Source organism: Bradyrhizobium sp. AZCC 1588, from assembly GCF_036924735.1.
GTDB lineage: Bacteria > Pseudomonadota > Alphaproteobacteria > Rhizobiales > Xanthobacteraceae > Bradyrhizobium.
Window position 1 is genome coordinate 6,166,354 of sequence record NZ_JAZHSC010000001.1, and the last position, 12,507, is coordinate 6,178,860.

At 63.0% G+C, this 12,507-nt stretch carries 15 protein-coding genes; 8 read left to right on the forward strand and 7 right to left on the reverse strand.

Annotation, left to right across the window (positions count from 1 at the left end):
• From V1277_RS28605 to V1277_RS28615, 3 genes are all read right to left on the reverse strand, one after another.
• Nucleotides 1-375 (reverse strand): hypothetical protein, encoded by a 375-nt coding sequence (locus V1277_RS28605; RefSeq protein ID WP_334419176.1) that lies wholly within the window; start codon nt 373-375, stop codon nt 1-3.
• A 138-nt stretch (nt 376-513) separates the two neighbouring features.
• Nucleotides 514-756 (reverse strand): type II toxin-antitoxin system Phd/YefM family antitoxin, encoded by a 243-nt coding sequence (locus V1277_RS28610; RefSeq protein WP_334419177.1) that lies wholly within the window; start codon nt 754-756, stop codon nt 514-516.
• Nucleotides 757-840: 84 nt separating this feature from the next.
• Entirely contained in the window at nt 841-1,701 is an 861-nt protein-coding gene (locus V1277_RS28615; protein ID WP_334419178.1) for a hypothetical protein, read from the reverse strand.
• A 241-nt stretch (nt 1,702-1,942) separates the two neighbouring features.
• Here V1277_RS28615 and V1277_RS28620 point away from each other — a divergent pair, with 241 nt between their 5' ends.
• Nucleotides 1,943-2,368, forward strand: coding sequence for a hypothetical protein (locus V1277_RS28620; protein ID WP_334419179.1), 426 nt, complete (start codon nt 1,943-1,945; stop codon nt 2,366-2,368).
• A 471-nt stretch (nt 2,369-2,839) separates the two neighbouring features.
• Entirely contained in the window at nt 2,840-3,214 is a 375-nt protein-coding gene (locus tag V1277_RS28625) for a hypothetical protein (RefSeq protein WP_334374862.1), read from the forward strand.
• 69 nt (nt 3,215-3,283) lie between these two features.
• Here the strand turns inward: V1277_RS28625 and V1277_RS28630 are convergent, their stop codons facing one another.
• Together V1277_RS28630 and V1277_RS28635 are read right to left on the reverse strand one after the other, a co-directional pair.
• Nucleotides 3,284-4,576, reverse strand: coding sequence for a polysaccharide deacetylase family protein (locus V1277_RS28630; RefSeq protein ID WP_334419180.1), 1,293 nt, complete (start codon nt 4,574-4,576; stop codon nt 3,284-3,286).
• 185 nt (nt 4,577-4,761) lie between these two features.
• Nucleotides 4,762-5,556: a polysaccharide deacetylase family protein gene (locus V1277_RS28635; protein WP_442894529.1), complete on the reverse strand. Its 795-nt coding sequence runs from the start codon at nt 5,554-5,556 to the stop codon at nt 4,762-4,764.
• Between the two features lie 106 nt (nt 5,557-5,662).
• Here V1277_RS28635 and mgtE point away from each other — a divergent pair, with 106 nt between their 5' ends.
• The 4 genes from mgtE (at nt 5,663) to V1277_RS28655 (ending at nt 9,435) form a co-directional block, all read left to right on the forward strand.
• Nucleotides 5,663-7,096 carry a magnesium transporter gene (gene mgtE / locus V1277_RS28640; RefSeq protein ID WP_334374864.1) on the forward strand — a complete coding sequence of 478 codons (1,434 nt, stop codon included), beginning with the start codon at nt 5,663-5,665 and terminating at the stop codon, nt 7,094-7,096.
• A gap of 148 nt (nt 7,097-7,244) precedes the next feature.
• Entirely contained in the window at nt 7,245-7,604 is a 360-nt protein-coding gene (locus tag V1277_RS28645; protein WP_334420482.1) for a helix-turn-helix domain-containing protein, read from the forward strand.
• Between the two features lie 114 nt (nt 7,605-7,718).
• Nucleotides 7,719-8,537 (forward strand): aldo/keto reductase, encoded by an 819-nt coding sequence (locus V1277_RS28650; protein WP_334419181.1) that lies wholly within the window; start codon nt 7,719-7,721, stop codon nt 8,535-8,537.
• A 115-nt stretch (nt 8,538-8,652) separates the two neighbouring features.
• A complete protein-coding gene (locus V1277_RS28655) occupies nt 8,653-9,435 on the forward strand; it encodes a hypothetical protein (protein ID WP_334419182.1) in 783 nt (260 codons plus the stop codon).
• Nucleotides 9,436-9,495: 60 nt separating this feature from the next.
• On the opposite strand, the gene V1277_RS28660 is transcribed toward V1277_RS28655, so the two are convergent.
• Both V1277_RS28660 and V1277_RS28665 read right to left on the reverse strand, forming a co-directional pair.
• A complete protein-coding gene (locus tag V1277_RS28660; RefSeq protein ID WP_334419183.1) occupies nt 9,496-10,314 on the reverse strand; it encodes a phytanoyl-CoA dioxygenase in 819 nt (272 codons plus the stop codon).
• Between the two features lie 246 nt (nt 10,315-10,560).
• Complete coding sequence (locus V1277_RS28665; RefSeq protein ID WP_334374868.1) at nt 10,561-11,238, reverse strand: DUF599 domain-containing protein; 678 nt, start codon at nt 11,236-11,238, stop codon at nt 10,561-10,563.
• A gap of 102 nt (nt 11,239-11,340) precedes the next feature.
• Here V1277_RS28665 and V1277_RS28670 point away from each other — a divergent pair, with 102 nt between their 5' ends.
• Nucleotides 11,341-11,997, forward strand: a complete 657-nt coding sequence (locus V1277_RS28670) for a glutathione S-transferase family protein (RefSeq protein ID WP_334419184.1) — start codon at nt 11,341-11,343, stop codon at nt 11,995-11,997.
• 290 nt (nt 11,998-12,287) lie between these two features.
• Nucleotides 12,288-12,491 carry a hypothetical protein gene (locus V1277_RS28675; protein ID WP_108517906.1) on the forward strand — a complete coding sequence of 68 codons (204 nt, stop codon included), beginning with the start codon at nt 12,288-12,290 and terminating at the stop codon, nt 12,489-12,491.
• Nucleotides 12,492-12,507 lie beyond the last annotated feature (16 nt).

Below are 12,507 nucleotides of genomic sequence, written 5' to 3' on the forward strand. Positions count from 1 at the left end.
TCAAAAACCGAGCTTCAGCTTTGGGTCGACCTTGCCACGAGACTCCTTGAACACGTCTGCGAAGTTATCCTCAAGCGCGACCGTCGCCAGGGCAAACTCGATCAAGTCCGTATCTGTCTCGATGCCTGTCTGCCGTTTGGCCTGCCTCACCAATGCCGGACTCACCCTACCGCCAATGCGGCTGCCTTTTTCGTTCAGGAGACCGGACTTTTCCGCTGCCCGCATAACCGCTTCGAACCGCGCCTTGCTCACGATAAACCGGGCGGTCGCCGACTCGCGATGAACGGTCTTTATCTGCCCCAGGCTATCTTTGGTCGTGCCCGGCGCCTGCTTACCGCGGCGCGCTGGGGATTTGCTTGCTGACGCCTTTGTCACGGCAATTTGCCTATGTTAGACAGATTTCAATTTTGTCTAACATAGCGTTTCGGTGCCCGAACTTCAAGGCGTGTGCCGCTGCTTTCACCTCTGTCGTCGGGTGATGCCGATCTCGATGGCCCACTAGATACAAGACGACTAGAACTCGGTTTGACGCAGCGGCCTGGTGTCACGCGGCGGCAGATCGTCCGGCGCGAGTGGCGCCGCCATCAGTAAGCGGCCGAAGGAGGGCACTTGCGACAGCCGCTGCCATTCCTGATAGCTCAAGATCACGGCCTCTCGCTTGCCGTGCCGCGTGATGACGATTGGCTCGCCGCCGACGGCGTCATCAACCAGCGCCGACAGGCCGGACTTCGCGTCCCGAAGCTGAATTTCACGCATAACGACCTCGATCAAATGTGACTACAGTAGTCACAATCAATCTCGGATAAAAATCAACCTGCGGGTGCGGAGGGAGCAAACCCGTTACGGCCTGGCCGGGCTCGATCGAGGTTTGAGCGGGATTTGGAACGTCTTGTATCGCGCGATCTCAGGAAAGCTGTCCGCGGCGCGGGTAGAGACTAACCCGACGACCGCGGCCGGAACTTCTTTGCCGACCAGCCGACTGATCGCCGTGGTTTGACCTTTGCTCAGTTGGACGTCGGGCGCACCCGCTGCCGCCATCGCGGTCCTGACGCGGCCGATCGACGACTCGGAATATCTATCGTCGATGGCAATTGTCTTACCGGCCAGGTCGGGGACCGCCTTGACGTCGGGACCTGTCACGAGGACGGCCACGAGAGCATCCAGCGACGCATCCAATGTCGGGACCGACATTCGCTCCGCGACGGCAGATGCGGCCGCCACCTGCTCCTCTGTCGTTCGGGTTGGCGGAACGTCAGTCGTTGGATGCGGATCGGCGGCGCTTGCTGGAGGCGCTTGGGAAGCAACGGCATTGCCCGTCGTCTGCTGGTTCGCTTGCGGAGAAGGAACCGGTATGGGAATGGCAGCCTTCGCCGCGACCTTGATTGGCTTGGGTGTTCGACGGACCGCGTGGTCCGCGTGAGATCGGGGCGGCCTGTCGCCACGCAAGGCGACGGCGGACACCGGTTTCGTTGCGGCAGAATCGCTCTCATACGACTCAGGTTCGATCGGCACATGAACCGCGGTCAGACAGGCCAACGGGTTCAGGCCAACGCAGGATGGCTGTGTTGGTTGTTGGCTACTGCAACCGACCAAGGCGACAGCCAGGGCGCAAATAAGGAGCGTCCTCAATCGATCCTCCTGAAAGAGGTTGAGTGCTGCCCGCAATTCTTGCGGCTTGAAGGAGTTTGCGCTGATCCTCAATCAATGATGCAAAACTGTTAAATGCGCATTAAGCGTAGGCCACGCGCAGCCTGATGCACCGGCATGGTTAATGCGTGAGCCGGTGCCGCTTCGGATGAACAGAAGCGACTTCGGCACTATCCCACGGTGCTTGCATTCACACGTCTGCCTTTTCGTTGCTTTCTTCCATGCAGGATTTCGCCACGAATCGGTCGCCATGCTCATGCGCTGGGGTTTTTCATCGAGTGATGGAGAATGACCGATGGCGAGTATCGAACGACTTCACAAAACTGCGCCGCTGGATTTAGCCAAGCTTGAGGAAGATGTCGTAGGGAGCCTTCCTGCGATCAGGGCGGCTCCATCGGGGCCGATGCCGGACTACGTCGAGCATGAAGAGGGCGTTACGCGCGTCGGCGCGCTCTCGGCCGAGGCCGTGGTACGCGACTATGAAGCCGCGGCCAAGGAAATCGAAGCAATGGGAGCAGAGCTGATCAGTGCGGCGAAGAGATGCGAGGCAATGACCGCCGAAGTGCATAATGCCATTGCCTTCATGCGCGATACCGCGGCGTCGTATCGTGAGGAAGCCAAGAAGATTTTCAAGCGCATCGAGGAATGCTCGATCTTTACCGAGCACGTCCGCAAGACCTGCGAAACCGTCAAACTCAAGATGATCGAAGGCAAGCCATAGCCGCGTTGAGCTATCCGGAACATCGACCAGCTTTGTCGTCCCGACGGGAAGACTTGTTTTTGAATAGCGTGTGTGAATTGCGGCACACGGCTGGTGCCACGAATCAGCTTATTTTGAAGTCTCCTCCCTAAACTTGTACCCGCCGCAAATGGCGGGTCTCCTTTGCGGTATCCGGCAACAGGGATCGCACGGCGCCGGTGCTGCGATGGCCGGGACGCCTGATCGGCCGGTCTGCGCTCAGACCAAAAGTTGCAGATTTTTGCCCTGCACAATCGGTTACGGTGAGGCAGGTGCGTGTCCGCAATGACACGCCGCCGCAATTCCTGTGGGACGGGGCGCGGGTTGACGCCCCTGCCGTCGCACGGTTCGCGTAAACTGAATGAGCCGGCCGGCGGCTGATTCCCGCTGGCTTCGCCGCGGTTCGGCGCTTCCAAGACGTTCGAGACTACCAAGACCACCCGGAGCATCTTCATGCTGTTTCTGAGCTACGCCTATCGATTCCTCTCCAACTTCGTGTTCCTGGCGCTGGTCTATTTTGCTCTGAATTTCCTCGAAAAGTACCAGCATCGCGTGGTCGTCGCGGTTCTCGTGCTGGTCTATGCCGGCATGCATGCGGCGTCCGCGCTGCGGTCGTTTCACTTCTTCCAGCGCATCGAACGGCTGGAGCTGGAGGCCCGCCGTTTGGTGGCGGCGCTGGGCGAGGGGCCGAGTTCGACGTCTACGCGCAAGCAGGTGATCGCTGAAGTCAGCGGGCTCCGCCAAGCCGGCGAGATCAAGGCCTATATCGACCTGCTGTTTCTCGCCATCGTCATCCTACTCTGCATTGCCAAGATCGTGGCCAGTTGAGCTTTTGTTGCGATGGCGGGCGAGCGGTGCCCGACGTCAGGAAAACGAATAGGCCAGGACCGCGCCCGATCAGCGCTTTTTCAGACCAGCAACGCGAACCGACCGCGCATTCCGCTTGGCTTGTGCCGCCGGCTTCGGCGCGGTCCCGCTGGCGCCCTCCGGCGCCTGAGCGGTCTGTCCGGAGGGGACCGGCGGCTGAGCGGTCGCTGCGCGGTCGTGGCGACGGGATTTCCCGGCGAGTCTTGCCGAGGAGACTTCCGTTGACCGAACTTGCGCAATCGACGTCGTCCGCCGCGCGGACAAGGCCAGCATGGCTACGCGCGTCGATTCCGGGATATTGAAAATACTCTCCGCCGGAATCGGCAGCGCGGCCAGCGTGCCGACTGGCGACAAACTTGTCTGGGGCGGCCACGGCGTTGCCGGTGGCAGGGGTACGCCGCGCCCGCGTCGCGGGGCGTGGGCACCAAGATCGGCCGTGTGCCAGTCGAGATCGGACAACGCAGGAACGGGGAGCTCGGCGGGGCCGGCAGCAGCGAATTTCGAGACCTTCGGCCAGCGCGAAATCGCCACCACTTCCGACGGCGGACGCAACTGCCATTGCTGCGGCTCGGTCGGCGTCGCCGGCCGCTCCGGCGTCGCCGGCACCACATGGACGATGCGATAGCCGCGCGCCTTCAGCTCGCTCAGGATTCTCGGCAGCGCCGTGACCGTGCGTGGCTGAATGTCGTGCAGCAGCAGGATGCCCTTGCCCTTTCGCTCCAGCCGCTGCATCGCGAGCTCATAGACGCGATTGGCGGAGACGTCGCGCCAGTCGTCGGCCGGGAAATCGGCGCTCCAGAGCTGAAGTCCCTTGGAAGCGGCGAATTCCTCGATCTCGTCGGTGCGGCGCAGGCCGGGAATGCGCAGGAACGGCGCCGGCGCGGTGCCGTCGCCGAGCGCCGCGGTCACCGATGCGATGCCTTGTTCGATCTCCTGTTTGGAGCGGTCGAACGGCAGGCGATCCATGCCTGCGGGATGATTCTGGCTGTGGGTGGCCACCGTGTGGCCGGCATCGCGTACCTTGCGCACGCCTTCGGGATTGGCGTTGGCCTGGCTTCCGACCAGGAAAAAGGTCGCCTTCGCGCAATGGGCGGCGAGAATATCGAGAATCTGGTTGCTGTATTTCGGCAGCGGCCCATCGTCGAAGGTCAGCACCACCTCATGGTCTTCGAGCGGGAGCGTCTTGCCATACTGCATGGTGCCGATGATGGGATAGGCGCGCGGATCGACGACGATGGTGCGTGACGTGCCGATGGCGTCAGGATGACCTGGGCACTCGGCGGCGGAAGCTGTTTGTACGGTGAGGCAGGCCAGCACTCCCATGCACAAGGCGGCCCATGGCCGGGCTCGGGGGCCTTCGAATACGCTAACAATCATTGAACACCGGCTTCATTCCAACCCTTGGTCCTGACGACCAGCACCAAGGTTCAATCTTTCAGGCGGGCCATGCTTACACGAGACGCGATAAATCGTGCTTTAATCGACTGAACTTCATGCCGATTTTGGCTCTAATGTGCCTTGCCGGACACGGTTTTGGCATCTGCCGGGACGACGTGGACCACGCGGTAGTGATTGTCGCGGAGGTAGCGCAGAAAGGCCGGCAGCATCGAAGCGGTCTGCGCTTTCGGATCGTGCAGCAGGATGATGCCCTTGCGGGCAATTTGCAGCCGGTCCGTGAGCAGTTTCAATTGCTGCGCCGGCGTCATCGGGGTCCAGTCGCTGGCCCAGAGATCGGCGCCGAACACGGCGATGCCGCGCTTTTGCAAGGTCTCCAGCGTGGCGGGCGTCATTTCAAAATAGGGGAAGCGAAAGAACGGCGTGGTCGGGGTCTTGTTGGCCGTGCCGTGCAGCGCCCTTTCGACCGCCGCGATGCCCTTGTCGATCTCGCTGATGGCAGCCTCCGGCTTCATGTATTTGAGATTGTGGTGGGTCCAGGTGTGGTGCGCGATGGTATGGCCGTGGGCGGCCATTCCTCGCACCAGTTCGGGATGTTCGGAGGCGCGCCTTCCGAGCAGGAAGAAGGTGGCGCGGACGCATTCCTGCGCCAGTGCCGCCAGTATCTTCTGGTCCGTCGGCCGCCACGGTCCGTCGTCGAAGGTCAGCACCACCTCGCGGTCTTCCAGCGGAAGCGTCTGCGGAAAGCTCTTGAGGCCCACGCGCGGGTAGGTAGCGGCGTCCAACGCGAGAACGCGTGAGGTGCCGAGCGCGTCCTTGCGGGGACATTCGGCAGCCGTCGCTGCCGCAGCCAAGGTCATCAATGCCGCGGCCGCCATGAACGATGCCACGCTGAAATGTCGGGTCATTTGCGGTTGGACATATTTGGCATTGCGCTCGGTGTTGCCGATTGGGTAAGCGTGCAGCGTAACTCAGGCAAGTTCCCTTTCATCTGTCAAACCGGCGAGGCGCGGCATGGCCGAGAATATCGACGTTGCCCAAGCCGAGGCGCTGTCAGCGCAACGCTCCGTGCTCGATCATCTTCTGATGCGGGACGAGGAGGGGCAGCTCCGCCGCGAGTTTGTCGAGGAGATTACGCGCGCGATCCATGCTGCCGATCGGCCGTTGTTGTGCGAGGTGGTGGCGGAACTACACGAGGCCGATCTCGGCGATTTGATCGCGGCCCTCGAGCCCGAGGACCGCGTTACCCTCGTCGAGATCACGGGCACCGATTTCGACTTCTCGGCGCTCAACGAGGTCGACGACGCCGTCCGCGAGGAGATCCTCGAGGAGCTCGAGCCGGAAACGGTTGCCGAGGGCGTTCGCGAACTGGAGTCCGACGACGCCGTCCAGTTGCTCCAGGGCCTCGACGAGGAGGACCAGGAAGAGATTCTCGAAAGGCTGCCGCCGCCCGAACGCGTCGCGATCGAGCGCGTTCTGCTCTACCCGGAAAATTCCGCCGGCCGCCGGATGCAGACCGCGTTTATCTCGGTGCCGCCGGATTGGACAGTCGGGCAGGCGATCGACTACATGCGCGACACGCCCGATCTGCCCGACCGCTTCTACGAAATCTACGCGGTCGATTCCGAACAGCACTGGCAGGGCGCGGTTTCGCTCGACACGCTGTTGCGGGCACGCCGCCCGGTGCCGCTTGTCGACCTGATCGAGGAGGACCGCCGCCGCGTTTCGGTGCTCGACGACCAGGAAGAGGTCGCGCGGATGTTCGGCAAGTATAATCTGGTCGCGGCCCCCGTTGTCGACACCACCAACCGGCTGGTCGGCGTCATCACCATCGACGACGTCGTCGACGTCATCGAGGAAGAGGCCGATGAAGACCTGAAGGCGCTCGGCGGCGTCACCAGCGACGAAGAATTGTCCGACAATGTCTGGACCATCGCGCGTGGCCGATTCAATTGGCTCTTGGTCAATCTGGCGACCGCGTTTCTGGCGTCCTCCGTGCTCGGCCTGTTCGAGGGCCAGCTCGAGAAGATGGTGGCGCTCGCCGTGCTCGCGCCGATCGTGGCGAGCCAGGGCGGCAATGCCGCGACCCAGACCATGACGGTGGCGGTGCGGGCGCTGGCGACCCGCGAGCTCGGTTCCAACAACGCGTTCCGCGTCGTCATGCGCGAGGCGATGGTCGGCCTCGTCAACGGTCTCGCTTTTGCCGTCATCACGGGCGTCGCTGCGGTGGCATGGTTCAAGATCCCCGGTCTGGGCGTCGTGATCGGCCTCGCCATCATCTGCAACCTGGTGGCCGGCGCGCTCGGCGGCATCCTGATCCCGATGGTGCTGGACCGGGTGCGCGCCGATCCGGCGGTGGCGTCGGGAACTTTCGTCACGACCATCACCGACGTGGTCGGCTTCTTCTCGTTCCTCGGTATCGCCACGCTGTGGTTCGGGCTGAAGTAGCATAGCGTTTTCAAGCGAAAGCCTGCCCCGGACTTGATCCGGGGTGGATTCCGGTTCGCGTGAAGAAAACGCGTCAAAACGAGCGCCTCATTTATCGTTAATCGGACCTTAAGGCGCTTCGCCGATGATGTTGGCCCACGAGGTCAACATGCAGCGGTTGCGGCTGAAAGCGGACGGGCGGATCGTCGAACTGCGGGACGGGCAGGAGTTCCCGCTCGTGCCGACGATGCCCGGGCTCGCGCCGGGGCCGCCTTCAACCGCGACCGTCATGCCTGACGCAGCGCCGGGCGAAACCGCCGCGCTGCCCGCCGTGCGCGACCTTCGTCGTCGCGCCTGCCTGACCCAGATCGAATTCGCGGCACGGCTCGGCGTGCCCGTCGAAACCATCCGGAATTGGGAGCAGGGCAAGCGCGTGCCGCGCGGGCCGGCGCGGGCGCTGCTCGCGGTGATCGCCCATTCGCCGGAGACCGTTTTCGCCGCGCTGGCCACGGAACCGTCGCCGGCCTAGCGCTTATTTGGCGCGTTTCTTCGCGCTTATCCGGAATTCGCTCCGCTCGAAGCGCTATCTGTTGGCACGGCTGTTTCCGCAGCCCATAATGGGAACGGTCCGCGGATACAACCAATGCTGTTTGTCGAAGCCAATGGCGCAAAAATCCCGGCGATCGGGCTGGGTACCTGGGAATTGCGCGGACGCACCTGCGCGCGGATCGTCGAGCAGGCCTTGCGGCTCGGCTATCGCCACATCGACACCGCACAGATGTATGACAATGAACGCGAGGTCGGCGAGGGGCTGCGGGCTGCGGGCGTGAAGCGCGATCAGGTTTTTCTCACCACCAAGGTCTGGCCCTCGCATTTCGCGCCCCATGACCTGGAACGTTCCGCCAAGGAAAGCCTGGTGCGGCTGCGCCTGACCGAGGTCGACCTGTTGCTGCTGCACTGGCCGAACCCGCAGGTGCCGCTGGTGGAGACGCTGGGCGCGCTGGCAAGGATCAGGCAGCAGGGCCTCGCCCGCCACATCGGCATATCCAATTTCACCGTGGCCTTGATCGAGGAGGCGGTGGCGGCATGCCCGGAACCGCTGGTCTGCGACCAGGTCGAGTACCATCCCTATCTCGACCAGACCAAGGTGAGCGAGGCTTGCGCACGTCACGGCATGGCGCTGGTGGCCTACAGCCCGGTCGCCAAGGGGCGCATCAAAAGCGATCGCGCGATGCAGCGGATTGGTGACCGCTATCGCAAGACGGCGGCGCAAATCTGCCTGCGCTGGCTGGTGCAGCAGGGTGTGGCGGCAATTCCGCGCACCTCGAAACTCGAGCGGCTCTCGGAGAACATTGAGATCTTCGATTTCGAGCTATCGGACGAGGACATGCAGGAGATTTCCGCCATGGGCAGCGCCGGCGGCCGGCTTACGGATTTCGGCTTCGCGCCGAAATGGGATTGAGGAGCCGCGCGGCCGAACGCTATTCTGGCGACCGTAAAAAGACGAACCTCATTTCGGTACGATGGAGCTGCGGCGGATCATACCTACTGAGATCACGGCGTCGGCAGTCGCACATGTGTCGCTGCTGACGCTGTTCCTGCTGTTTTCGGAGGTGCATCCGTTCGGCACGGTGACCGCCGAGCAGGTCCCGGTCGAGATCGTTACGCCGCAGGAAATTCCCGAACAGCCAAAGCCGGCCGAACAGCAAGCCGCTGAGACCAGGCCGGAACCAGCGCCAACGCCGCAGCCTGATTTCTCGCTGTTGGAAACGCCTGCCGCTGCCAGTCCACATCCGCCATCAGGGCAGCTACAGCCGCCACCGCAGAAGCAGGCTGCGCTTGCTGCGCCGCGCCCAGCCCCGCCGCAGCCGGTGGCACAGCCGCCATCACAACCGGCGGCGCCAGCCTACACGCCGCCCGAGCCGGATATCTCGATCAAGTACCACGTGCTGCTGGGCTTGCCGCCCGACCTCTCGCTGCAGCCGCAGGCGCCGGCGCAAGCCCGCAACAAGGACGACGACAAGTTCGATGGGCCGGCGACCGAAGCCGCCGACATCTCGAGCACTCTGATCGCGGAATTCCGGCGGCACCTCAAGACCTGCTCGAAACTGCCGGCCTCGCTGTCGGGCACCGACGACGTCAAGGTCAAGCTGCGTGTCCTGATGACGCCGGACGGCAGGCTCGCCGCGGAACCGATCCTGATCGAGGCCAGCGCCTCCATGAAGGGACCGTTGCTGATGCAGGGCGCCATCCGCGCGCTTTCGGCCTGCCAGCCCTATGTCATGCTGCCGGTAGACCGCTACGGCGAATGGAAGGTGCTCGACCTCAGCTTTACGCCGCAGGATCTTACGAGCGGCTAGCAATTTTCGCGAATGCCGCCCGGTTCGGGGGTCCCAACCCGGGCGGCATGAGTTCGCTTCTCAGTCCGGATGTTCCTGCAGCGCGCGCCGGATAGCCATTTCAACGGGCGAATAATCGCCGTCCTCCCGTTCGAGCCGGACAGGTTCGGCCGGATGCAAGGGCGGCTGCGCCAAGAAGCGTGGCCTCGAACCGCGGTGCGGCTGCGCGGCATGGATCAGGAAGGGATGGCATAGATAGACCGTGCCGGCTTTTCCGACGGTCAGCGCTTCCGGACGATCGGCCGCCACATCGGCGAGCATCAGGTGCGACATGCCGACTTCGCCCGCAGGTTCGAGCAGTCGCGCCATATCGAGGTGCGATCCCATCCGGATACGGGTCGGCGCATCCAGTTCGCCAATATCGGAAAACAGGAAGAGCATCAGCAGCGCGCGGCCACGCGACGTCACGTTGACTCGCCACGAGGCGAAATCGTTGCGCTCGTTTGGATCGTCCGACGGGCCGGGGAAGCTGAGGTCGACGTGCCAGCCGGTATCGCCGGGATCCTCGGCATGCGGGAAGCGCACCGGAAAAGTGCCGAGGTCCGCGCGCGGCCGCCAGCGGCCGCTTCCGACGAGCTGATCGAAGGCTGCGTGGAGCACCGGCGTGTTCACCGCTTTCCGAAACGGCTCCTGTCCGTAATAGCCGAGCCGGATCACCGGCCGCGTCCAGGTTTTCTTGTCGAAGGGATCGCATCCGGTGTCGCGCCAGAGAATAGCGCGGGCTTCCTCGGCAAGCTGCTCGGGAAAAGCGTTGTCCAGTCGGACAAACCCGTCTTGAACAAACTGATTCAGTTGTGCGTCGCTGAGCGCGCGCACGTGTCGAATTGTATTGGAAGGCATGAAATCCTCGTATCGCTTGGCCAGCCGGCATCATCGCGCGCAGCGAGAATGGGTCGGCTCATTCGGTCCTTTGAATCGCTCTGGCGCCGAAAACGGCACAAACGCGCTCGTTTCCGCCCGCTGGCGCGGGCAAGCCGTTAGCGGCTGAGGAAGAAGGCCGAAGCGAAATTGAAGATGCGGATCATCATCATGGTGGCCGGAGAAATAACACAGGCGGATTGAGGCATCAATAAAGCCACCGGCTCGTCAGTTCCCCATTGCCCGCCAGGCGTTCGAGGCGAACTGCCGCCGCCAGGTCACGATCACGACGAGCGCGGTCGTGATCAGCAACACCCAGGGGCTGACGAACCAGCCGAGATAGCCGAGCGCGAAGAAGAACGCGCGCTGGCCGCGGTTGAAATGCCGCCCCGCCGCCTCGAACAGGCGCGTCGTGCGCATGACATGGGCTTCTGCTTCCGCCGTGTCGCGCTGCGACGAGGGCGGCATCGCGCCGAGCAGGATCGCGACATAGTTGAACAGGCGATACGACCAGGCAAATTTGAAGAAGGCGTAGATGAAGATCAGGATCAGCCCCACGCATTTGATCTCCCACAGCGCGGGCGAGGGGGTGAGATCGACCGGCAGCTCGCGAAGCACGGCCAAGGCGTCGTTGGTGGCGCGCAGCAACGCCAGCCCGCCGCCGATCGCGATCAGGCTGGTGGAGGCGAAGAAGGCGGTGCCGTTCTGCAGCGAGGCCATGATCTGCATGTCGACCATGCGTGCCTCGCGATCGAGCATGTTGCGCACCCAGACCTCGCGGTAGGCATTCATGCGCGCCGACAGGCTGTCGCGGCCGTAAGCCGTGTGTTCGAGCGTGAAGCCATAGGCCAGCCACTCGACGACGAAGAAGGCGACGGCGGCGATATCGACCCAATAGGCGCCCATGTGGCGGCATCCCCGATGATGGCTTGTGCGATCGTGATGTACAGGTTGGACGTGTGCGGCGCACTATGGCAAGATGCCGGTCCCAACAGGATTTCCCCGCAAATGTTGAAACTGGTTATAGGCAACAAGAACTATTCGTCATGGTCGATGCGGCCATGGCTGGCGCTGCGCGCCAATGACATCCCCTTTGAGGAGGTGTTCATCCCGCTCTACACCAACGACAAGGCGGACAAGGACCGGATCCTGAGCTTTTCGGATTCGGGCAAGGTGCCGACGCTGATCGATGGCGACGTCACGGTGTGGGATTCGCTCGCAATCATCGAGTATCTCGCCGAGAAATACCCGCAGGCGAAGCTGTGGCCGGAAGACCGCGCCCGCCGGGCGCATGCGCGTTCGATTTCGGCGGAAATGCATTCGGGATTCATGCCGCTGCGCAACGCATGCGGCATGAACCTGCACCGCCCGATCGGTGCCGTCGATCTGTCGGACGATGCACGCGCCAATGTGGCGCGCATTCAGGAGATCTGGTCCGATTGTTATCGCCGTTACGGCAAGGACGGACCGTTCCTGTTCGGCGCGTTCGGCGGGGCAGACGCGATGTTTGCGCCGGTGGTGCATCGCTTTCGCACCTATGCGATCGAGGTGACGGGCGAGGCGAGGCACTATTTCGATGCGATGACGTCGTTACCGGCATTCCAGGAATGGACCCGCGCCGGCCTTGCCGAAACGCTTGTCATCGATCGGTTCGAGACGGTCTGACGACGGAGCGGGCCGGCGGGGCCCTGCGGCTCCGCCCGCGGCTTGCTGCCCTCGATCAATCTGCCGCCGGGCTGTCCGATTTTGGGAAAGACGGCTTCGATGCCGGGTAGGCGGATGACCGGGAACCCCCTGGATTGGCGTTTATCGCCCTGAAAAACATGCAGAATTTGCGCATTTGCCATGCCTCGATGCCGCTGGCTTTTGGGCGATGGCCTGTGCTAGGTTGCCGCGGGGTTCTCAAGTCGGCCGAAAGCTAGCGGGACCGTGAGCGCGGCCGGCGTTCTTGCGTAATGGAGAGGGCGTTGAAGCATAAGTACTCCGTTGGAGAGACTGTCTATTTTACTGCCAGCAACGTGGCCCGTCCGGCCGCCAGCGGCACCTATGAGGTGATCCGGCTGCTGCCGACTGATGGCGACGACTGTCAGTATCGCATCAAAAGCTCGACCGAAGCTTTCGAACGGGTCGCCAAGGAAAGCCAGCTCGCGATTTCCTGAAACAGTTGTGCGCAAG

Excerpts from the sequence above, each read along its gene's own strand:
- V1277_RS28650 (WP_334419181.1), top strand. The coding sequence starts at position 7,719 with ATGCTGTTTGTCGAAGCCAATGGCGCAAAAATCCCGGCGATCGGGCTG.
- V1277_RS28630 (WP_334419180.1), bottom strand. The coding sequence starts at position 4,576 with ATGGGAGTGCTGGCCTGCCTCACCGTACAAACAGCTTCCGCCGCCGAG.
- V1277_RS28665 (WP_334374868.1), bottom strand. The coding sequence starts at position 11,238 with ATGGGCGCCTATTGGGTCGATATCGCCGCCGTCGCCTTCTTCGTCGTC.
- V1277_RS28675 (WP_108517906.1), top strand. The coding sequence starts at position 12,288 with ATGGAGAGGGCGTTGAAGCATAAGTACTCCGTTGGAGAGACTGTCTAT.
- V1277_RS28660 (WP_334419183.1), bottom strand. The coding sequence starts at position 10,314 with ATGCCTTCCAATACAATTCGACACGTGCGCGCGCTCAGCGACGCACAA.
- V1277_RS28625 (WP_334374862.1), top strand. The coding sequence starts at position 2,840 with ATGCTGTTTCTGAGCTACGCCTATCGATTCCTCTCCAACTTCGTGTTC.
- V1277_RS28645 (WP_334420482.1), top strand. The coding sequence starts at position 7,245 with ATGCAGCGGTTGCGGCTGAAAGCGGACGGGCGGATCGTCGAACTGCGG.
- V1277_RS28670 (WP_334419184.1), top strand. The coding sequence starts at position 11,341 with ATGTTGAAACTGGTTATAGGCAACAAGAACTATTCGTCATGGTCGATG.
- V1277_RS28610 (WP_334419177.1), bottom strand. The coding sequence starts at position 756 with ATGCGTGAAATTCAGCTTCGGGACGCGAAGTCCGGCCTGTCGGCGCTG.
- V1277_RS28635 (WP_442894529.1), bottom strand. The coding sequence starts at position 5,556 with ATGACCCGACATTTCAGCGTGGCATCGTTCATGGCGGCCGCGGCATTG.
- mgtE (WP_334374864.1), top strand. The coding sequence starts at position 5,663 with ATGGCCGAGAATATCGACGTTGCCCAAGCCGAGGCGCTGTCAGCGCAA.
- V1277_RS28620 (WP_334419179.1), top strand. The coding sequence starts at position 1,943 with ATGGCGAGTATCGAACGACTTCACAAAACTGCGCCGCTGGATTTAGCC.